The 21399-nt window shown below is 62.0% G+C and carries 14 protein-coding genes; all 14 read right to left on the bottom strand.

The genetic code is table 11. From position 1 onward, the window contains the following. Positions 1-6: 6 nt before the first annotated feature. Positions 7-1200: an elongation factor Tu gene (gene tuf / locus C7440_RS17445; protein ID WP_017525503.1), complete on the bottom strand. Its 1194-nt coding sequence runs from the start codon at positions 1198-1200 to the stop codon at positions 7-9. 70 nt (positions 1201-1270) lie between these two features. After that, on the bottom strand, positions 1271-3373 hold the full coding sequence (gene fusA, locus C7440_RS17440) for an elongation factor G (protein ID WP_017524608.1): 2103 nt from the start codon (positions 3371-3373) through the stop codon (positions 1271-1273). Positions 3374-3391: 18 nt separating this feature from the next. Continuing rightward, the gene (gene rpsG / locus C7440_RS17435; protein WP_017524609.1) at positions 3392-3862 is read right to left on the bottom strand and encodes a 30S ribosomal protein S7; all 471 of its coding nucleotides are present in this window, start codon (positions 3860-3862) and stop codon (positions 3392-3394) included. A 136-nt stretch (positions 3863-3998) separates the two neighbouring features. After that, entirely contained in the window at positions 3999-4376 is a 378-nt protein-coding gene (gene rpsL, locus C7440_RS17430; RefSeq protein WP_026067970.1) for a 30S ribosomal protein S12, read from the bottom strand. A gap of 493 nt (positions 4377-4869) precedes the next feature. Then, positions 4870-5700 carry a BMP family protein gene (locus C7440_RS17425; RefSeq protein ID WP_116519381.1) on the bottom strand — a complete coding sequence of 277 codons (831 nt, stop codon included), beginning with the start codon at positions 5698-5700 and terminating at the stop codon, positions 4870-4872. A gap of 85 nt (positions 5701-5785) precedes the next feature. Continuing rightward, positions 5786-6472, bottom strand: a complete 687-nt coding sequence (locus C7440_RS17420) for an isochorismatase family protein (protein ID WP_100224203.1) — start codon at positions 6470-6472, stop codon at positions 5786-5788. 37 nt (positions 6473-6509) lie between these two features. Further along, positions 6510-6797, bottom strand: coding sequence for an acetone carboxylase subunit gamma (locus tag C7440_RS17415; RefSeq protein ID WP_017524613.1), 288 nt, complete (start codon positions 6795-6797; stop codon positions 6510-6512). After that, entirely contained in the window at positions 6794-8608 is a 1815-nt protein-coding gene (locus C7440_RS17410; protein ID WP_116519380.1) for a hydantoinase B/oxoprolinase family protein, read from the bottom strand. Before C7440_RS17410 ends, C7440_RS17415 begins: the two co-directional genes overlap by 4 nt. Before the next feature lie 8 nt (positions 8609-8616). After that, positions 8617-10737 carry a hydantoinase/oxoprolinase family protein gene (locus C7440_RS17405; RefSeq protein ID WP_116519379.1) on the bottom strand — a complete coding sequence of 707 codons (2121 nt, stop codon included), beginning with the start codon at positions 10735-10737 and terminating at the stop codon, positions 8617-8619. 202 nt (positions 10738-10939) lie between these two features. Further along, positions 10940-15202 (bottom strand): DNA-directed RNA polymerase subunit beta', encoded by a 4263-nt coding sequence (gene rpoC / locus C7440_RS17400; RefSeq protein ID WP_116519378.1) that lies wholly within the window; start codon positions 15200-15202, stop codon positions 10940-10942. Further along, the gene (rpoB, locus tag C7440_RS17395; RefSeq protein WP_116519377.1) at positions 15202-19314 is read right to left on the bottom strand and encodes a DNA-directed RNA polymerase subunit beta; all 4113 of its coding nucleotides are present in this window, start codon (positions 19312-19314) and stop codon (positions 15202-15204) included. Before rpoB ends, rpoC begins: the two co-directional genes overlap by 1 nt. A gap of 159 nt (positions 19315-19473) precedes the next feature. Continuing rightward, on the bottom strand, positions 19474-19854 hold the full coding sequence (gene rplL / locus C7440_RS17390; protein WP_017524618.1) for a 50S ribosomal protein L7/L12: 381 nt from the start codon (positions 19852-19854) through the stop codon (positions 19474-19476). A 72-nt stretch (positions 19855-19926) separates the two neighbouring features. Further along, positions 19927-20451, bottom strand: coding sequence for a 50S ribosomal protein L10 (gene rplJ, locus C7440_RS17385; protein ID WP_026067971.1), 525 nt, complete (start codon positions 20449-20451; stop codon positions 19927-19929). 251 nt (positions 20452-20702) lie between these two features. Next, positions 20703-21398, bottom strand: coding sequence for a 50S ribosomal protein L1 (rplA, locus tag C7440_RS17380; RefSeq protein WP_017524620.1), 696 nt, complete (start codon positions 21396-21398; stop codon positions 20703-20705). Position 21399: the final 1 nt, after the last annotated feature.

The raw sequence follows: 21399 nt of genomic DNA, 5'->3' as shown, positions 1-21399 counted from the left end.
CAAGACTTACTTGATGATTTTAGCCACCACGCCGGCGCCCACGGTACGGCCGCCTTCGCGAATGGCGAAACGCAGGCCCTCTTCCATGGCGATCGGCGCGATCAGCGTCACTTCCATCGAGACGTTGTCACCGGGCAGCACCATCTCTTTGTCCGCAGGCAGCTTGATCGTGCCGGTCACGTCCGTCGTACGGAAGTAAAACTGCGGACGATAGCCCTGGAAGAACGGCGTATGACGGCCACCTTCTTCTTTGGACAGAATGTACACCTCGGCCGTGAACTCGGTGTGCGGGTTGATCGAGCCGGGCTTGGCCAGCACCTGGCCGCGCTCGACGTCTTCGCGCTTGGTGCCGCGAAGCAAGATACCCACGTTGTCACCGGCCTGGCCCTGATCGAGCAGCTTGCGGAACATTTCCACGCCCGTGCAGGTGGTCTTGACCGTGTCCTTGATGCCCACGATCTCGATTTCTTCGCCCACCTTGATGATGCCGCGCTCGATACGGCCCGTGACCACCGTGCCGCGACCCGAGATCGAGAACACGTCTTCCACAGGCATCAGGAACGTGCCATCGACCGCACGCTCAGGCGTGGGGATGTACGAATCGAGCGCCTCGGCCAGCTGCAAAATGGCTTGCTTGCCCAGGGGGCCGTCGTCGCCTTCCAGCGCCAGCTTGGCCGAACCCTTCACGATCGGCGTATCGTCGCCCGGAAAGTCGTACTTGGACAGCAGCTCGCGCACTTCCATCTCGACCAGCTCGAGCAGCTCTTCATCGTCGACCATGTCGGCCTTGTTCAGGAACACGATGATGTACGGCACGCCCACCTGGCGCGACAGCAGAATGTGCTCGCGCGTCTGGGGCATGGGGCCGTCAGCGGCCGACACCACCAGAATGGCGCCGTCCATTTGCGCGGCGCCCGTAATCATGTTCTTGACGTAGTCGGCGTGGCCCGGGCAGTCAACGTGCGCGTAGTGGCGCGCTGCCGTCTCGTATTCCACGTGCGAGGTGTTGATCGTGATGCCGCGCGCTTTCTCTTCGGGCGCTGCGTCGATCTGGTCGTAGCCCTTGGCCTCGCCCGAACCAAATTCCTTGGCCAGCACCGTCGTGATCGCCGCCGTCAGCGTCGTCTTGCCGTGGTCAACGTGGCCAATCGTTCCTACGTTTACGTGCGGTTTGGTCCGCTCAAACTTACCTTTTGCCATGATTCATCCCATCAATATTTTCAAGGAAACAAAATTCTAGCCGCCCACCGGAAGGTGGGCGGAACCCATATTACTTACCGCGTGCGCTGATGACTTCGTCAGCGACGTTCTTGGGAGCTTCTGCGTACTGCTTGAACTCCATGGTGTAGGTCGCCCGACCTTGAGTCTGCGAACGCAGGCTGGTCGAATAACCGAACATTTCGGCCAGGGGCACCTCGGCCTTGATGATCTTGCCACCGCCGGGGATGTCGTCCATGCCCTGGACCATGCCGCGCCGCGAGGACAGGTCGCCCATCACGGTGCCCGCGTAGTCTTCGGGGGTTTCGACTTCGACGGCCATCATGGGCTCGAGCAGCACGGGGCTGGCCTTGCGCATGCCATCTTTGAAAGCCATGGAAGCAGCCATGCGGAACGCGTTTTCGTTCGAGTCGACATCGTGGTACGAACCGAAGAACAGCGTAACCTTGACGTCGACCACCGGGTAACCGGCCACCACGCCCGCAGGCAGGGTTTCCTGGATGCCCTTGTCGACCGCCGGGATGTACTCGCGCGGAACCACGCCACCCTTGATGGCGTCGACGAACTCGTAGCCGCCACCGGGTTCGAGGGGCTCGAGCTTGAGCACCACGTGGCCGTACTGGCCGCGGCCGCCCGACTGCTTGACGAACTTGCCTTCGATCTCTTCGCAGGTCTTGCGAATGGTTTCGCGGTAGGCCACCTGGGGCTTGCCGACGTTGGCTTCAACGCCGAACTCGCGGCGCATGCGGTCGACCAGAACCTCGAGGTGGAGCTCGCCCATGCCCGAGATGATGGTCTGGCCCGATTCTTCGTCGGAACGCACGCGGAAGGAAGGATCTTCTTGCGCCAGGCGGGACAGGGCAAGACCCATCTTCTCTTGGTCGGTCTTGGTCTTGGGCTCGACAGCCTGCGAAATGACGGGCTCGGGGAACTCCATCTTTTCGAGCAGGATGTGCTGGCCGACGTCGCACAGGGTTTCACCCGTGGTGACGTCTTTCAGGCCCACCACGGCAGCGATGTCGCCCGCCAGAACCTCTTTGATCTCGGCGCGGTTGTTGGCGTGCATCTGCAGGATGCGGCCGATACGCTCTTTCTTGCCCTTGACGGGGTTGTAGACCGTTTCGCCGGCATGCAGGACGCCCGAATACACGCGCACGAAGGTCAGCTGGCCAACGAACGGGTCGCTCATCAGCTTGAAAGCCAGCGCCGAGAACTTGGCGTTGTCGTCGGCCGGCAGGCTGATGGGGTTGCCGTCGTCGTCCATGCCTTCGACAGGAGGAATGTCGACCGGCGAGGGCAGGTAGTCGAGCACGGCGTCGAGCATGCGCTGCACGCCCTTGTTCTTGAAGGCGGTGCCGCACAGCATGGGCTGGATTTCGCCGGCAATGGTGCGCAGGCGCAGGCCCAGGTTGATCTCGTCTTCGGAGAGCTCGCCCGACTCGAGGTACTTGTTCATGAGCTCTTCGTTGGCTTCGGCAGCCGACTCGACCAGCTTCTCGCGCCATTCTTCGGCGTCATCCTGCAGCTCGGCGGGGATGTCGACGTAATCGAACTTGGTGCCCTGGGAGGCTTCGTCCCAGATGATGCCGCGCATCTTGACCAGGTCGACCACGCCCTTGAAAGTGTCTTCAGCGCCGATGGGGATGACGATGGGCACGGGGTTGGCCTTCAGGCGCAGCTTCAGCTGGTCGTAGACCTTGAAGAAGTTGGCGCCCGTGCGGTCCATCTTGTTGATGAACGCAAGACGGGGCACACCGTACTTGTTGGCCTGACGCCAGACGGTTTCGGACTGGGGCTGCACACCGCCCACCGCGCAATAGACCATGCAAGCGCCATCGAGAACGCGCATGGAACGCTCGACTTCAATGGTGAAGTCGACGTGTCCCGGGGTGTCGATGATGTTGATGCGATGCTCGGGGCGATCGCCCGCCATACCGCGCCAGAACGCAGTGGTTGCAGCCGAGGTGATGGTGATGCCACGCTCTTGTTCCTGCTCCATCCAGTCCATGGTGGCCGAGCCTTCATGGGTTTCGCCAATCTTGTGGTTGACGCCGGTATAGAACAGAATGCGCTCGGTAGTAGTGGTCTTCCCTGCGTCGATGTGGGCAGAGATACCGATGTTGCGGTAGCGCTCGATGGGGGTTTTGCGGGCCATGATTTGTAAGTCCTTAGATTACCAACGGAAATGGCTGAAAGCCTTGTTGGCTTCGGCCATTTTGTGCGTGTCTTCGCGTTTTTTCATTGCTCCGCCGCGTCCTTCGGAAGCGTCGAGCAATTCGCCGGCCAGGCGCAAGTCCATCGATTTCTCGCCACGCTTCTTGGCCGCTTCACGCAGCCAGCGCATGGCCAGGGCCAGGCGGCGCACAGGGCGCACTTCGACTGGAACCTGATAGTTGGCGCCGCCAACCCGTCGGCTCTTGACTTCGACGACGGGCTTGATGTTGTTGATCGCGGTGTTGAACACTTCGATGGGCTCTTTGCCAGTTTTAGCCTGAATGTGATCAAAGGCGCCGTAGATGATGCGCTCTGCAACGGCCTTCTTACCGGACAACATGACGACGTTCATGAATTTGGCGAGCTCTACGCTGCCGAATTTGGGATCGGGGAGGATCTCACGCTTGGGTACTTCGCGACGACGAGGCATTTTAAAACTTCCTTGTGACAGTTCAGTTGAGCCGCTTCTTGCGGCCTCGGCCATCTATAAGGAGATGACCACTTACATGCCATGGGCGAACCCACGGCCGCACCAATACGACTGGTCGGGCCAGCCGAATGAAAACTTAAGCTTTCTTGGGGCGCTTGGCACCGTACTTGGAACGCGCCTGCTTGCGGTCTTTCACGCCTTGCAGGTCGAGCGAGCCACGCACGATGTGGTAGCGAACACCGGGCAGATCCTTGACACGACCGCCGCGCACCAGAACTACCGAGTGCTCTTGCAGGTTGTGGCCTTCGCCGCCGATGTAGGAAATGACTTCAAAGCCATTGGTAAGGCGCACCTTGGCGACCTTACGAAGGGCCGAGTTGGGCTTCTTGGGGGTGGTGGTGTACACACGAGTGCAGACACCACGGCGCTGGGGGCAGTTTTCGAGCGCGGGGCTCTTGCTGCTGGCGCGGCTGACTTCGCGCGGCTTGCGCACGAGTTGACTAATGGTTGGCATGACCTTTACGCATCCTGTGGTTTTTACGCGCCCAGGCAATGGGCGAGCATTGAACGTACTAACAAAACAAGTACCAATTTTTCGCCTAGGCTTTTATTATTCTTGAACGCTTGTATACGTTGCAGAACGCAAAAACAACTTAGGCGGTCGCAATAACCGCCTAGCACAAAACATGTAAAAGAGCGGGGTATTGCAGCAACCGCAAAAAGGCGCTTGGACGTTTTGCCCAGGCGGTTTTTACGGTTAGCTAGCCATATTAGCATAGGGAAAGCACCAAGGTCAACGCGTGTACTGCTTGGCCCTACCACGCCGCTACGCTTTCACGGAGGCTGGCGTCAGGCACCACCTTAGTAACGGCAGACGTGATCGGCCATTTTCTTCGGGGAAACCCCCAGCGCCGCCCGCTCTTCGGGCTCGAGCACCTCGAGCGCATGCTGGATGATCTTGTAGGCGTCGGGCCAGGCCTGGGCATACTTGGCGCGGCCCAGGTCGGTCAGGTAGACGCGGGTGGAGCGGTTCCGTCCATGACCTTGCTGATGGCCATGTCGATGTTCACGTCGAACCTGACGAGCGCCGTCGTGACGATGGTGTCGGGCGCCAGGGCGGCCGAGTCGAAGGCGGTGCCTATCATCAGGGCGCCTTTTTCCTTGGCGGCCTGCAAAGTGCCCAGCACGTTCTCGTTGCCGATGCCCGACACCACGTCGGCGCCGCTGTCTATCATGCTGGCCGTGATTTCCTTGGCCTTGGCAATGTCGGAGAACGAACCCACGTAGGCGGACAACACCTGCACCTGGGGATTGATGCGCTTGCTGCCGCGCTTGAACCCTTCGTCGTACTCCTGAATGGTGGGCACGGGAATGGCGGGGACGTTGGCGATCTTGCCCGACTTGCTGACCAGGGCGGCAACGGCTCCCGCCATATAGCCGGCATCGCCCCAGCGGTTGTCGAACGACGCCAGGTTGGGCGCTTCGGACACCTTGGTGGTGTTGACGATGAACCAGGTGTCGGGAAAACGCTTGTGGATGCGCTTGGCCGAGTCCGCAAACTGGAAGCCATGGGCGATCACGACGTCATAGCCATCGCGGGCGTACGAGGACAGGGCCTCTTGCGCCTCGGCCACTCCCGTGTTCTCGCGTATTGAAACCTGCAGGTCGGGGTATTTCTGCTGGGCTTTCTTGATGCCCTCGGCAGCCGCACTGTTGAAAGTGCCATCCGTTACCGAGCCGGGCAGGACCAGCGCCACCTTCAACGGCGTCTTGTCCTGCGCACTTACGGTAAACGGAAGAACGGCCAGGCACAGGGTGCAAAGCAATCGGCGTAGCATGTTTGTCTCCTTATGGGGTTTTATATCAATGCTGCGTTACTGCCCGCGGCCGGCCCGCCTTGCTGTGGCGGGTCCAGCCAACGCGTTAGGCTTTGTGCGACCGCATCATCTCCAGCGCTTCCTTGCTGGTCATGACGTTGCCGAATTGCTGAATGATGTTTTCCAGGGCGGAGCGGTGCTCTTCATCGGACAGCGCTCCGCAGCAATCGGACAGCATCGTCACCTTGAAATCCATCATCATGGCGTCGCGGGCGGTCGATTCGCAGCAGACGTTCGTCTTGGTGCCGGCGATCAGCACCGAATCAATGCCCATGCTGCGCAGCACGCGCTCGAGCGAAGAGGAGCCCGGCGTGAGGGCGCTGTAACGGTTCTTGATGATGGTGATGTCCTCGTCGCCTACCTGCAGCTCGGAATAGACCGCCTGGTTCTGCGGCGAATTGCTTTCCAGCGTGCGGGCACGCACCTCGCCGGCCACGACATGGTTGTAGAACAGCTCCCAATCGCTGCGTCCCTTGTGCTGGGTATTGGCATGCAGCACCCAGATAACCGGCACGCCGTCCTTGCGCAGTTCCGCGGCAAGCGCATTGATGTGCGGCACGATGCCGCGCGACGAGGGCACCTCGGCCGGCGAGCCCGAGGCGCAGAACGTGTTCTGCATGTCGATGACCACCAGCGCCGTGCGCTTGGGATCTATCGTCTCGTAAAAGTTGATGCGGCCGCGACGCGCCATGAGGCGGTCGAGGATTTCCTGTCGAATCTGTATGTTATGCATTGCAATCACCAATGGCCCGAGTTAGAGGACGACGGCTTCAACCGTCGACGACATCATAGAGGAAAGGGTCTTCGCTCAAGGCGATCTCGCTGTCCAGCAACTGCCCGCAACCGTTGCAGACGAACTGGCGCAGGACGAGATCGGGGTGCACCGAAGCCGACCAGCCGGGTAGCTCGGCGACGGGCTCGGACTTCAGCACGGCGTGGTCCTTCCAGTGCGAGGAACTGCCGGCCGCAGTGAGTTCATGGCCGCATTCGGCGCAGCACACGCTGCTCCCATCCTGCGTTTCACGGCGCACCAGGGTGGGGGAAATACGGTTCGTCATGCGTGCACTCCTGTGTTCAGGCGCTCTGCCTTCATTTGGTCGCGCCGCGCCCGGGTGGCGGACTCATCGGGGCTACCGTTCTGGAAGACCACGCCGTACAGTTCTTCGGCAGCCTCTTCGGATACGGTTCGCGTCGCGACGTCGGCGGCGACGTCGGCAAGCGGCCGCGACAAGGGGTCGCCCACGCCGCCGCCGCCGTTCCAGCGCAGATAGAATGCATCGTTGCTTCCAAGGGGAAAGACCCCCCAGCTGACGGCTTCCGGCTCACCCGACAACGCCCCGGCGCTGGTTTCCATGCGGGAGGCGGAGCCGCCCTTGGGGCCGCGAAAAAGCACGTAGTCGTTGGCGGTGCCCGAGCTGCCGCCAGCCAGGCCGTCGCTCATGGGAAACTTGGAACCCTTGCCCGACAGCACGAAGTTGATGCCGCCGTCGGGGCTGCCATGCGGCACTATCGCGATCTCGCCGCCCAGGCCGCCGCGATATCGGCCGGCCCCGCCGGAATCAAGCATGCGCCGCCGGAACAGGTAGCGAATGGGAAAAGCGCCTTCAACGGTCTCGACATTGGCCATGCGCGAGATCGGGTTGGGCATCTCGCCCCCTATGTCCACGCCGTCTCCATAGGTCTTGGCGCCGCCCGCGCCCGCAAAGGTCTCGGTAAGGGTGTCGATGGCCAGTCGCCCTTCCCGCGTATGGCCGAACATGAAGACCGCGAAATGGTTGGCATGCCACACGGCCGTGGCCTCGTCCTTGTACTTTTCACTGGCGGCCAGCATCTTGCCGATGGCCGAGCAGGCGGCGTTATTGACCGACTGGATCGCCCCCACCGTGGCCACCGAGACGGGGGCGGGGCGGGTGCAGTTGACGATGCTGCCCTCGGGGGCGATCATCTTGATGGGCTCCACGGCGCCCTGGTTCCAGGTGATGTCGTAGCACAGCAAGGGGAACAGGGGCGCGAACAGCCCGCCCAGCGCCGCCCATTTGGTGCAGTTCACGCTGTACTGCGATTGGGGGCTGGAACCGGTGAAGTCAAAGGTAAGGGTGTCGTCGCGCTTGGTCATGGTCAGCAGCACCTTGGCCGTCTCGCCCTTGACGTCGATGTACTGGCGCGACTGCCACTGGCCGTCGGGCAGTTCGCGCAGGCGCTGGCGCAGCAATTGTTCCGACTGCTCGATCAATGTGCGGCCCACGTGGTCCACGGCATCGGCGCCGTATTTGTCGATCAATGCCAGCATGCGCTGTCCGGCGACGTTGTTGCATGCGATCAGCGAACGCAGGTCCAGCGCCACCATCTCGGGGCTGCGCACCATGTTCAGGAAGGTGTCCCATACGTCCTGACGCAGTTCGCCGCGGCTGATCAGTTTCAGGCCGGGGCTGCTGAAGCCCTCGCTGTAGATGTCGGCGGCGTCCGGCGCAAAGCCGCCGGGGTTCATGGCGCCGATATCCGACACGTGCACGAAGCAGGCGCTCCATGCCACCAGCTTTCCGTCGTGGTGGATGGGGGCCAGCATGTAGACGTCTGAAGTATGCAGCGCGGCCGTATAGGGGTCGTTCAGCATGAAGACGTCGCCCTCTTCGATCTGCCCTTCGAAGCGGCGTATCACCGCCTTGCAGGCCTCGGCGGCGCTGGTCAGATGATGCAGGAAGCCGACGCCGCCCATCAGCAGCGAACCGTCGGCCCTGTACAGGCTGACCATCAGGTCGTGGCCTTCGTTGGTAATGGCGGTGCCCGATACATGCTTGAGGGTGATCACCGCTTCTTCGACCACGCGGAACAAGCGGTGGCGGATGATGGAATAGGTAATTGGATCCATGCTTGACCTCACTCGAATTCGACGATGACGTTGCGATACTGATCGACGCTGGCCTTCTGCCCGGCCTGCAGCACGATGGTGGTGATGGGCGTATGGATTACCGCCGGGCCCGCCAGGCGATTACCGGGCGTCAGCTTTTCAAAGTCGTAGATGTCGGCCGGCGCCAGCCCATTGGCGCGCTCGACGAAGATGTCGCGCTTGCCGGTCAATGCGGCGCTGGCGTCTTCTCCGCCCATGGCCACGGTGGGCACCTCGGGCTTCTTCAAGAGCCCTTCGGCCTTGAGGCGGAACAGCTTCATCTCGATGCCCGCCTCTCGATAGGCCGACCCCTTGCCGAACTTGCGTTCGTACAGCGCCTCGAAATCGGCCAGCAACTGGACCAGGCCCTCGTCGGTCAAGGGCACGCTGGCCCGGACGGGCGTGGTCAGCTCATGCACCTGGCGCGCATAGCGCAGGTCGACCGACCATTCGAAGCGCATCTGGTCGTCGGTGAAGCCCTCTTCGCGCAACTGGGCGCGCGCCTGTTCGATCAGGGGTTCGTATAGCGCATTGATTTCTGCCGCAGGCACGCTGGCGGGCAGTGTCCGCGTTACCAAGTACTGATGAACGATGTCGGCTGAAACCAGGCCGAAGGCGCAGTTCACCGAAGCCGTATAGGGAATGACGATTTTTCGCACGCCCAGCTCGGCGCCGAACATGGTGGACAGCATTCCGCAGGAACCGCCAAAGGAATGCATCACGAAATCGCGCGGATCAAGGCCGCGCTCGACCGTGATCTCGCGGATGAGGTCGGTAATCTGCGCCGAAGCCAGGCGGTAGATGCCGATGGCCGCCTCTTCAACCCCCATGCCCAGGGGCCGGGCGATCTTCTCTTCGAAGATCTTGCGCGCCGGCTCGACGTCGAGCTTCATGCTGCCGCCCAGGAAGGTGTTGGGATCCATGTAGCCGATCAGCATGAACACGTCGGTAAGGGTGGGCTCTTTGCCGCCCAGGCCATAGCAGATGGGGCCCGGCCGCGAGCCTGCCGAACGCGGCCCGACGCGCGGCTCTCCGGTGGCTTCGTCGATGCTGACGATGGAGCCGCCGCCCGCCCCGATGGAAACCACCTCGATCTTGGGCGCCGAATAGTGGAAGCGGTCCACCATGGGTTCGCGCGCATATTCGATTTCGCCGTCCTGGATGACGCTGACCTTGAACGTGGTGCCGCCCATGTCGACCGCAATGACGTCGGGCTGTTCCAGCAGCTGGCCCAGCGACTTGCTGCCTATCACCCCCGCGGCAGGCCCGCATTCGAGCATGCCCACCGAGCGGTCGCCCGCCTCGCCCGCCGGCAGCAGCCCGCCATAGCCTTGCATGACCATGGTCTGGCCACGGTATGCCGTGTCGGACAGCTTGCCCTGCAGGTCGGCCAGGTAGCTTTGCGTGATGCCGCCGCAGTATGCGTTGATCACCGCCGTGGACGTGCGCTCGTACTCGCCGGGCAGGGGCGCGATGTCGGAGGACAAGGTGCAGTAGGCGCCGGGCGCGACGCGGTTCGCCACCTCTTTGATGGTGCGCTCGTTGGCCGGATTGGCGAACGACCACAGCAGCGACACGGCGATGGCCTGGGCGCCCTTTTCATCCACCAGATAGCGCACGGCCTTCTCCACCTCGTCCGGATCGAGCTCGCGCAGCACGTCACCCACCGAGTCGACCCGTTCACCCACGCCCTGGATCAGCTCGGGAGCCACCAGCGGCGCGGCCCTCTCGGTCTTTACGATGTGCTTGATGCGGTCTTCGGTAAGGCCGCCCCAGCGGCCATAAGCGCCCCGCGTGACCAGTATGGTGTCTTCGAAGCCCTCGGTGGTTAACAGCCCGACCTTGGCGCCGTCTCGCGTAAGAATGGTGTTGTCGACCACCGTGGAGCCATGCACGAAGAGATACGTTTGCGCCAGCAGGCTGTCGACCTCTTCGCCCATGGCGTCGGCGGCGGAACGTATGGAATCGAAGATTCCGGTTGCATAATCGGGCGGCGTCGACAGCGCCTTGCCGATGCGTATGGGTTCGCCCGCCGCAAAAACCACGGTTTCCGTACATGTGCCGCCCACGTTGGTGGCGATGACGTACTTGCGCGCTTGTGCTCCATCCATGCCTGCCTTGCCTCCTGTTTTATCTGTAATTACAGGTGTATTTGTAGCTTTTACAACAGCTACTTTTACAGGCAACAAGTATGGAGAACACCAGGCAGGTAAATCCCTAGGACGGCCGCCGGCATAAAAAAACCGCCGCATGCCAGAAGGCAGCGGCGGTTTTCGAGGGGCGGGGCGCAAGCCCCGCCGCATTGGTTTCTTCTTATTCGGCCGAGTTGTCGTCCGAAGCGGAAGAAGGCTCGTCGTTGGACCCATCGTGAATGACGGGCGCCTCGACCGACGCCGGGGGCGTGTCTTCGAAGGGGTTCGCCAGCGCGCGTGCTGCTTCGCGCTCGGCGGCCTCGAAACGCTCTTTGTCCTTGCGGGCCTTGTGGTACGACATGCCGGTACCGGCGGGGATGAGCCGGCCGACGATGACGTTTTCCTTCAGGCCGCGCAGCTCGTCGCGTTTGCCCATGATGGCCGCTTCGGTCAGCACCCGCGTGGTTTCCTGGAAGGAAGCTGCGGAGATGAACGAATCGGTCGACAGAGAGGCCTTGGTGATGCCCAGCAGTACGTTGTCGTACGTGGCGGGAATCTTGCCGTCGGCTTCCATGCGGTCGTTCTCGTTCAGCAGCTCGGAGCGCTCGACTTGCTCGCCGGTGATGAAGCTGGTGTCGCCGGCATCGGTAATGTTCACGCGGCGCAGCATCTGCCGCACGATCACTTCGATGTGCTTGTCGTTGATCTTCACGCCCTGCAGGCGGTAGACGTCCTGGACCTCGTTGACGACATAGCTGGCCAGCTGCTCGATACCCTTCAAGCGCAGGATGTCGTGCGGATCGGACGGGCCGTCGACGATCATCTCGCCCTTGTTCACCACCTGGCCGTCGTGCACCAGCACCTGCTTCTCTTTGGGAATCAGGGTTTCGTGGCTGACGCCGTCAAGGTCGGTGATGACCAAGCGCTGCTTGCCCTTGGTGTCCTTACCGAAGGAAACAGTACCCGTGACGTCGGCCAGGGTGCCGGCATCTTTGGGCGAACGGGCTTCGAACAGCTCGGCCACGCGAGGCAGACCGCCGGTAATGTCGCGGGTCTTCTGGGATTCTTGCGGAATACGGGCAAGAATCTCGCCCACCGAAACCTGCTGTCCGTCGCGCACGGTGATCAGTGCGCCCACCGGGAACGAGATGTTCACGGCGTGCTCGGTGCCGGCGATCTTGACCTCTTCGCCCGCCTCGTTAAGCAGCTTGATCTGCGGACGCATCATGGTCTTGCCGGAACGCGTCTTGGGCGTAATGACCACCAGCGTGGAAAGACCCGTGATCTCGTCCAGCTGCTTGGCCACGGTTGCGCCCTCTTCGATGTTCTCGAAGCGGACCTGGCCGGCGAACTCGGACACGATGGGGCGCGTAAGCGGATCCCAGTTGGCAAGGCGCTGACCCGCCTTGACGACGTCGCCGTCGTTGACGGCAATGGTGGCGCCGTAGGGGATCTTGTGGCGCTCGCGCTCGCGGCGGCTGTCGTCGAAGATGACGATTTCGCCGGACCGCGAGATGGCCACTTTCTCGCCCTTGGCGTTGGTGACATAACGCATGGTCAGCGCAAAGCCCACCGTACCGGCCGACTTGGTCTCGACCGAGCTGGCCATGGCCGCACGCGAAGCCGCGCCGCCGATGTGGAAGGTACGCATGGTGAGCTGCGTGCCGGGTTCGCCGATGGACTGCGCCGCAATGACGCCGACCGCCTCGCCCTGGCTGACCATGGAGCCGCGGCCCAGGTCGCGGCCATAGCAGTGCGCGCACAGGCCATGGCGGGTTTCGCAGGTAAGCGGCGTACGGATCTTGACTTCATCGATGCCCAGGCTGTCGATGTAGTCGACCAGGTCTTCGTCGAGCAGGGTGCCCGCGGCGACGGCCGTTTCCTGGTTCTCGGGGTTGACGACGTCGTTCGCGGTGACGCGGCCCAGAATGCGGTCGCGCAGCGGCTCGATGACTTCACCGCCCTCGACCAGCGCCTTCATGGTGTAGCCGTGGGTGGTGCCGCAGTCGACTTCGGTGATGACCAGGTCTTGCGTCACGTCGACCAGGCGGCGGGTAAGGTAGCCCGAGTTGGCGGTTTTAAGCGCCGTATCGGCCAAGCCCTTGCGAGCGCCGTGGGTCGAGATGAAGTACTGCAGTACGTTCAGGCCTTCGCGGAAGTTGGCGGTAATGGGCGTTTCAATGATGGAGCCGTCGGGCTTGGCCATCAGGCCGCGCATGCCCGCCAGCTGGCGGATCTGGGCGGCGGAACCCCGGGCGCCCGAGTCGGCCATCATGTAGATGGAGTTGAAGGACTCCTGGCGCACTTCTTCGCCGTGGCGGTTGACCACGGGTTCGGTGGACAGGTGTTCCATCATCGAGCGGCCGACCTTGTCGCCCGCCTTGCCCCAGATGTCGACCACGTTGTTGTAGCGCTCTTGGGCGGTAACCAGGCCGGACGAATACTGCTTGTCGATCTCTTTGACCTCTTGGCTGGCCTGGGCAAGGATTTCTTCCTTGACCGAGGGGATCAGCATGTCGCTCATGGCGATCGAGATGCCGCCGCGCGTGGCCAAGCGGAAGCCCGATTGCATCAGCTTGTCGGCGAAGATGACCGTGGCGCGCAGGCCGCAGCGACGGAACGACTGGTTGATGAGCCGGGAGATTTCCTTCTTCTTGAGCGCGCGGTTCAGCGAAGAGAACGGCAGGCCCTTGGGAAGGATCTCGGACAATAGGGCGCGGCCGACCGTGGTCTCGAAACGCTTGAGCACGGGCTGGAACTCGCCGCTGGCGTCTTTCTCGAACTCGTGCAGGCGCACCGTGATGCGGGTCTGCAGCTCGACTTCGCCGGTGTCGTAGGCGCGCTGGACTTCGGCCAGGTCGGTGCAGAACATGCCCTCGCCCTTGCCGTTGATGCGCTCGCGGGTGGTGTAGTACAGGCCCAGCACGATGTCTTGCGAGGGCACGATGGACGGCTCGCCGTTGGCCGGGAACAGCACGTTATTGGAGGCCAGCATCAGCGTGCGCGCCTCGAGCTGGGCTTCCAGCGAAAGCGGCACGTGTACAGCCATCTGGTCGCCGTCGAAGTCGGCGTTGAACGCCGCGCAAACCAACGGATGCAGCTGGATGGCCTTGCCTTCAATAAGCACGGGCTCGAACGCCTGGATGCCCAGGCGGTGCAGCGTGGGTGCCCGGTTGAGCATGACGGGATGTTCGCGAATGACTTCTTCGAGAATGTCCCAGACAATGGGCTCCTGGCTTTCGACCAGCTTCTTGGCCGCCTTGATGGTGGTGGCCAGGCCCATCATTTCGAGGCGATTGAAGATGAAGGGCTTGAACAGTTCAAGCGCCATCAGCTTGGGCAGGCCGCACTGGTGCAGCTTAAGCTGGGGGCCCACCACAATGACCGAACGGCCGGAGTAGTCGACGCGCTTGCCCAGCAGGTTCTGGCGGAAGCGACCGCTCTTGCCCTTGATCATGTCGGCCAGCGACTTCAGCTGGCGCTTGTTGGCACCGGTCATGGCCTTGCCACGACGTCCGTTGTCGAGCAGCGAATCGACCGACTCTTGCAGCATGCGCTTTTCGTTGCGCAGGATGATGTCGGGCGCCTTGAGCTCGAGCAGGCGCTTGAGGCGGTTGTTGCGGTTGATGACCCGGCGATACAGGTCGTTCAGGTCGGACGTGGCGAAACGGCCGCCGTCGAGCGGCACCAGCGGCCGCAGGTCGGGCGGCAGCACGGGCAGCACTTCCATGATCATCCAGTCGGGCTTGATGCCCGACTTCTGGAAGCCCTCGAGCACCTTCAGGCGCTTGGAGATCTTCTTGATCTTGGCATCGGAACCCGTGGCCTTGAGCTCGGCACGCAGGGTCTCGACCTCGCGGTCGATATCGATGGTGCGCAGCAGTTCGCGCACGGCTTCGGCGCCCATGAGGGCGTGGAAGTCGTCGCCGTATTCTTCCGTTTTTGCCAGGAAGTCATCGTCGGACATGATCTGGCCGCGTTTGAGCGGCGTCATGCCCGGCTCGATGACGCACCAGGCTTCGAAGTACAGCACGCGTTCGATGTCGCGCAGGGTCATGTCAAGCACCATGCCCAAACGCGACGGCAGGCTCTTCAGGAACCAGATGTGCGCAACGGGGCTGGCCAGCTCAATATGGCCCATGCGTTCGCGGCGAACCTTGGCGACAGTGACTTCAACGCCGCATTTTTCGCAGATGACGCCACGGTGCTTCAGGCGCTTGTACTTGCCGCACAGGCACTCGTAGTCTTTGATGGGGCCGAAGATCTTGGCGCAGAACAGGCCGTCACGCTCGGGCTTGAACGTGCGGTAGTTGATGGTTTCGGGCTTGCGGACTTCTCCGTAAGACCACGAACGCACCTTCTCCGGCGACGCGATGCCGATCTTGATGGCGTCGAATTGCTCGTCTTGCGAGACTTGTTTGAAAAGGTCGAGTAGCGCTTTCATTATTTACGCTCCAAATCCATGTCGAGCGACAAAGATCTAATTTCTTTGACAAGGACGTTGAACGACTCGGGCATGCCCGCGTCGATAACGTGGTCGCCCTTGACGATGTTCTCGTACACCTTGGTGCGGCCGGTAATGTCGTCGGACTTGACCGTGAGCATTTCCTGCAGCGTGTACGACGCACCGTAGGCCTCGAGCGCCCAGACTTCCATCTCGCCGAAACGCTGACCACCGAACTGGGCCTTGCCGCCCAGGGGTTGCTGCGTAACAAGCGAGTACGGACCGGTGGAACGCGCGTGCATCTTGTCGTCGACCAGGTGATGCAGCTTCAGGTAGTGCATGTAGCCGATCGTGACAGGACGCTCGAACTGTTCACCGGTACGACCGTCGACCAGCCAGGCCTGGGTACGCCCCGGGGTGAGCTTGAGCTTTTCCGCGACTTCGTCGGGGTAGGCAAGCTCGAGCATCTCGCCGATCTCTTCTTCGGTCGCCCCGTCGAACACCGGTGTAGCAACCGGCATGCCGTTCTTCAGGTTACGGGCCATTTCGACGATCTCGTCGTCAGACAACTGTTCGAGATGCGCAGAACCACCACCCGCGTTGTAGACCTTCTGCAGATAGGTGCGAAGCTGCTTGACCTGCACGCCACGCTCTTCGTCGAGCATGTCGGCCACGCGATGGCCCAGGCCCTTGGCGGCCCAGCCCAGGTGAACCTCGAGCACCTGACCCACGTTCATCCGCGAAGGAACGCCCAGCGGGTTGAGCACGATGTCAGCCGGCGTGCCGTCGGCCATGTGGGGCATGTCTTCGACCGGCGTAATGCGCGAGACCACGCCCTTGTTGCCGTGACGGCCGGCCATCTTGTCGCCCGGCTGCAGGCGGCGCTTGACGGCCAGGTACACCTTGATCATCTTCAGCACGCCCGGAGGCAGCTCGTCGCCCTGCGTAAGCTTCTTGCGCTTTTCTTCGAAGGCCAGGTCGAACTGATGGCGCTTGTGCTCGAGGGACTCTTTGGCCTGCTCGAGCACCACCGCGTGGGCCTCGTCCGCCAGGCGGATGTCGAACCACTGCCAGCGGTCGAGGTCTTCGAGGTAGTCGCGCGCGACGGACGCACCCTTGGCCAGCTTGCGCGGGCCGCCATTGACGGTCTTGCCGACCAGGAACTTGCTGATACGGTCGAAGGTGTCGTTCTCGACGATGCGCAGCTGGTCGTTGAGGTCTTGGCGATAGCGGCGCAGCTCGTCGTCGATGATGGACTGGGCGCGCTTGTCGCGTTCGATGCCTTCGCGGGTGAAGACCTGGACGTCGATCACCGTGCCGACCATGCCCGAAGGCACGCGCAGCGAGGTGTCCTTGACGTCGGAAGCCTTCTCGCCAAAGATGGCGCGCAGCAGCTTCTCTTCGGGAGTGAGCTGGGTTTCGCCCTTGGGCGTCACCTTGCCCACCAGCACGTCGTCGGCACGCACTTCGGCGCCGATGTACACGATGCCGGAATCATCGAGGCGGTTGAGCTGGGTTTCGGCCAGGTTGCTGATGTCGCGGGTGATTTCCTCGGCGCCCAGCTTGGTGTCGCGGGCCACCACGGTCAGCTCTTCGATGTGCACCGAAGTGTAGCGGTCGTCGGCCACCACTTTTTCGGAGATCAGGATCGAGTCTTCGAAGTTGTAGCCGTTCCAGGGCATGAACGCGACCAGCATGTTCTGGCCCAGGGCCAGTTCGCCCAGGTCGGTCGATGCGCCGTCGGCCAGCACGTCGCCGCGCGCCACCTGGTCGCCGCGCTTGACGATGGGACGCTGGTTGATGTTGGTGTTCTGGTTGGAACGCGTGTACTTGATGAGGTTGTAGATGTCGACCCCGACTTCGCCCGCCACGTTTTCGTCGTCATTGACGCGAATCACGACACGGTCGGCATCGACGTGGTCGACCACGCCGCCACGCACGGCCTGCACGGTGGTGCCCGAGTCGACCGCCACGGTGCGCTCGATGCCGGTGCCTACCAGCGGCTTTTCAGGACGCAGGCAGGGCACGGCCTGGCGCTGCATGTTGGCGCCCATCAGGGCCCGGTTGGCGTCGTCGTGCTCGAGGAAGGGAATCAGCGAAGCCGCCACCGACACGATCTGCGACGGAGCAACGTCCATGTACTGGATGTTCTCGGGCGCCGTCAGCATGGTTTCGCCGGCCTCGCGGCAGGCGATCAGGTCGTCGACGAAGCGGCCTTTTTCATCGAGCGTGGCGTTGGCCTGCGCGATGACGTAGTTGCTTTCTTCGATGGCCGACAGATAGTCGATCTGGTCGCTGACCTTGCCGTCGACGATCTTGCGATAGGGCGTTTCAAGGAAGCCGTACTCGTTCAGGCGCGCATACAGCGCCATGGAGTTGATCAGGCCGATGTTCGGGCCTTCGGGCGTTTCGATGGGGCAGACGCGGCCGTAGTGGGTGGGGTGCACGTCGCGCACCTCGAAGCCGGCGCGCTCGCGTGTAAGACCGCCGGGGCCCAGTGCCGACACGCGGCGCTTGTGGGTGATCTCGGACAGGGGGTTGGTCTGGTCCATGAACTGCGACAGCTGGCTGGAACCGAAGAACTCTTTGATGGCCGCCGAAATGGGCTTGGAGTTGATCAGGTCGTGCGGCATGAGATTTTCGGTCTCTGCCTGGCCCAGGCGCTCTTTCACGGCGCGCTCGACGCGCACGAGGCCGGCGCGGAACTGGTTCTCGGCCAGTTCGCCCACGCAGCGCACGCGGCGGTTGCCCAGGTGATCGATGTCGTCGATCTGGCCTCGGCCGTTGCGCAGCTCGACCAGCACCTTGATGGTGTCAAGGATGTCTTCGTCGGTAAGCGTGAGCGGACCGGACGTGTCTTCGCCCCGACCCAGGCGGCTGTTGACCTTCATGCGGCCGACGCGCGACAGATCGTAGGTTTCTTCGCTGTAGAACAGGCGCTGGAACAGGGCCTCGACCGCTTCTTCGGTGGGAGGCTCGCCGGGACGCATCATGCGGTAGATGGCGACGCGCGCGGCCATCTGGTCGGCGGTTTCATCGGTGCGCAGGGTCTGCGAGATGTAGGCGCCGCGATCGAGGTCATTGGTGAACAGCGTCTGGACTTCGCGGATGTTGGCATCGCGGATATCGGCCAGAATGGTCTCGGTGATCTCGTCGTTGGCGTTGGCAATGACCTCGCCCGTTTCGGGGTTGACCACGTTCTTGGCCAGCACCCGGCCCAGCAGGAAGTCTTCGGGCACCGAGACGCGCTCGATGTTGGCCGCGGCGATGTCGCGCAGATGCTTGGCATTGACGCGCTTGTCTTTCTCGACAAGCACCTTGCCGTCGCGGTCGGTGATGTCGAAACGGGCCACTTCGCCCTTCCAGCGCTCGGGAACGAACTCGAGCATGGCGCCTTCGGCCTGGATCTCGATGTTGTCGAAGTCGAAGAAGTGCGCCAGGATGGCCTCGGGCGTCATGCCGATGGCCTTGAGCAGGATGGTTACCGGCATCTTGCGGCGGCGGTCGACACGGAAGAACAAAACGTCTTTGGGGTCGAACTCGAAATCAAGCCACGAGCCGCGGTAGGGAATGACCCGCGCCGAGAACAGCAGTTTGCCCGAACTATGCGTTTTGCCGCGGTCGTGCTCGAAGAACACGCCCGGCGAACGGTGCAGCTGCGACAGGATGACGCGCTCGGTACCGTTGATGACGAAAGAGCCGGTATTGGTCATGAGCGGCATCTCGCCCATGTATACTTCCTGCTCTTTCACTTCTTTGATGGTGGGCTTGCTGACTTCGCGATCCATCAGCACCAGGCGCACCTTGGCGCGCAGGGGCGAAGCGTAGGTAAGGCCGCGCATCTGGCATTCTTTCACGTCGAACACCGGGTCGCCCAGCACATAGCTGACGAACTCCAGGCGGGCCATCTGATTGTGACTTACGATCGGAAATATAGAGGTGAAGGCGGCTTGCAGGCCTTCGTCCTTGCGTTGGGATGGGGGTGTATCAGACTGCAGGAAGGTTAGGTATGATTGCAGTTGAGTCGCCAAAAGGTAGGGTACGTCTTGGACGTCTTCACGCTTGGCGAAGCTCTTACGTATGCGCTTTTTTTCGGTATACGAATAAGGCATGAGCACTCCGACTCGAGGGGTTACATGGGCCGTCAACCACGGCCCTGGCTTACGACTCCAGAAAACCCGGCTTGGCCCCAAAGGGTTGCAAATACGGGTTTTCTGGAGACGCAAAAGCCCGGGAAGGCCGAAAACCTTCCCGGGCAGGCGTCGACAAGCTTACTTGAGCTCGACTTTGGCGCCGGCTTCTTCAAGCTTCTTCTGGGCAGCTTCGGCGTCAGCCTTGGCCATGCCTTCCTTGACGGGCTTCGGAGCACCGTCAACCAGGTCCTTGGCTTCTTTCAGGCCCAGGCCGGTGATTTCGCGAACGGCCTTGATGACGCTGACCTTGTTCGCGCCGACTTCAGCCAGCACGACGTCGAATTCGGTCTTTTCTTCTGCAGCGGCAGCAGCGCCACCGGCTGCGGGGGCAGCAACGGCGACAGCGGCGGCAGCAGCCGACACACCGAATTTCTCTTCCATGTCCTTGATCAGTTCGGACAGTTCCAGGACGGTCAGGTTAGCGACTGCGTCCAGGATATCTTCTTTGCTTATTGCCATTTTTAGAACTCCAAATAGGTATAAATGCCAGGGTTGGGTATCGCTCTGTCTTTCGACGAGTCCCGGAGCCGCTTAGGCGGCTTCCTTCTGGTCGCGCACGGCGGCAAGGCCACGCACGAACTTGGTGGGAACTTCGTTGAGCGTACGCACAAACTGCGTAACGGGTGCCTGCATGGTGCCCATCAGCTTTGCCAACAGCTCTTCGCGAGACGGCATGGTGGCCAGAGCCTTCACGCCCTCGACATCCAGGACGTTGTTGGGCAATGCCCCGCCTGCGATAACGAGCTTGTCGTTGGTTTTTGCAAAGCTGGCGAGTACCTTGGCGGCCGAAACCGGATCCTGACTGACGGCGTACATCAGAGGACCGGTCATTTGGGACGAAAGCGCCTCGAAAGGCGAACCGGCCACGGCTCGGCGCACCAGCGTGTTCTTGAGAACACGCAGATACACACCCGACTCACGCGCTTGTTTGCGCAATACGGTGACGGCAGCGACGTCCAGACCACGGTACTCGGCGATAATAACTGACTGGGCCTTTGCAAGTTCTGCAGAGACTTCCTCAATTACGACCGCTTTCTCTTCACGATTGAGACTCACGGTTTGAACACTCCATCTAACGACACGAGAGAGGGTCTCTTGTGTCTACCGAATGCGGCGCACCTGGTCGAGTTCTTGAAAAAAGAAATCTTCCATGGGCGCCGTCTGCGCTGGATACGGGCTGCAAGCAGCCTGGTGATTAAGCCCCTGGGCCGGCCTTGCGACCGGCTTGCGGGCTCCAGCGGTCTTTGACAGCAGCACCCGGGAAGCCCCGGGTACAGCCCAAAGTTCTGTTTGCTGTGGTTTGGGTTTTAAACCGACAGCGATGCTATTTCGACGCGAGCGCCGCCGCCCATGGTGGACGAGACGGCCAGCTTGCGCAGGTAAATACCCTTGGACGCCGTGGGGCGGGCTTTGTTCAATGCATCGACCAGCGCGTTCAGGTTTTGCTGAAGCTGCTCGACGCCGAAGGAAGCGCGTCCGATGGTGGCGTGGATAATGCCCGCCTTGTCGGTGCGGTACTGCACCTGGCCGGCCTTGGCGTTCTTGACGGCGGTGACGACGTCAGGGGTGACCGTGCCCACCTTGGGGTTGGGCATGAGGCCGCGGGGGCCCAGAACCTGGCCCAGCGCACCCACGACGCGCATAGCGTCGGGCGAGGCGATGACAATGTCGAAATCGAGATTGCCGGCCTTGATGCTTTCGGCCAGATCTTCCATGCCGACGATATCAGCGCCTGCTTCTTTAGCGGCTTCGGCCTTGTCGCCCTGAGTGAACACGGCTACGCGGACCGACTTGCCGGTACCTGCGGGCAGAACCACCGAACCACGCACGAGCTGGTCGGATTTTTTGGGGTCGATGCCCAGTTGCACGGCGACGTCGATGGATTCATCGAACTTGGCCGTGGCCGTTTCCTTGACGAGCGCGAGCGCTTCGGACACGGGATAGAATTTGGTGCGATCGATTTTGGCCTTGATCGCGGCGGCGCGTTTACCTAGCTTGGCCATG

The organism is Pusillimonas noertemannii (genome assembly GCF_003096595.1).
GTDB classification, from domain to species: Bacteria; Pseudomonadota; Gammaproteobacteria; order Burkholderiales; family Burkholderiaceae_B; genus Pusillimonas; species Pusillimonas noertemannii.
The sequence above is the reverse complement of the archived record's forward strand: the minus strand, read 5'-3'. Positions and strand labels throughout refer to the sequence as shown.

Coding starts and splice junctions, on each gene's coding strand:
- tuf (WP_017525503.1), bottom strand. CDS start 1,200: ATGGCAAAAGGTAAGTTTGAGCGGACCAAACCGCACGTAAACGTAGGA.
- fusA (WP_017524608.1), bottom strand. CDS start 3,373: ATGGCCCGCAAAACCCCCATCGAGCGCTACCGCAACATCGGTATCTCT.
- rpsG (WP_017524609.1), bottom strand. CDS start 3,862: ATGCCTCGTCGTCGCGAAGTACCCAAGCGTGAGATCCTCCCCGATCCC.
- rpsL (WP_026067970.1), bottom strand. CDS start 4,376: ATGCCAACCATTAGTCAACTCGTGCGCAAGCCGCGCGAAGTCAGCCGC.
- C7440_RS17425 (WP_116519381.1), bottom strand. CDS start 5,700: ATGCTACGCCGATTGCTTTGCACCCTGTGCCTGGCCGTTCTTCCGTTT.
- C7440_RS17420 (WP_100224203.1), bottom strand. CDS start 6,472: ATGCATAACATACAGATTCGACAGGAAATCCTCGACCGCCTCATGGCG.
- C7440_RS17415 (WP_017524613.1), bottom strand. CDS start 6,797: ATGACGAACCGTATTTCCCCCACCCTGGTGCGCCGTGAAACGCAGGAT.
- C7440_RS17410 (WP_116519380.1), bottom strand. CDS start 8,608: ATGGATCCAATTACCTATTCCATCATCCGCCACCGCTTGTTCCGCGTG.
- C7440_RS17405 (WP_116519379.1), bottom strand. CDS start 10,737: ATGGATGGAGCACAAGCGCGCAAGTACGTCATCGCCACCAACGTGGGC.
- rpoC (WP_116519378.1), bottom strand. CDS start 15,202: ATGAAAGCGCTACTCGACCTTTTCAAACAAGTCTCGCAAGACGAGCAA.
- rpoB (WP_116519377.1), bottom strand. CDS start 19,314: ATGCCTTATTCGTATACCGAAAAAAAGCGCATACGTAAGAGCTTCGCC.
- rplL (WP_017524618.1), bottom strand. CDS start 19,854: ATGGCAATAAGCAAAGAAGATATCCTGGACGCAGTCGCTAACCTGACC.
- rplA (WP_017524620.1), bottom strand. CDS start 21,398: ATGGCCAAGCTAGGTAAACGCGCCGCCGCGATCAAGGCCAAAATCGAT.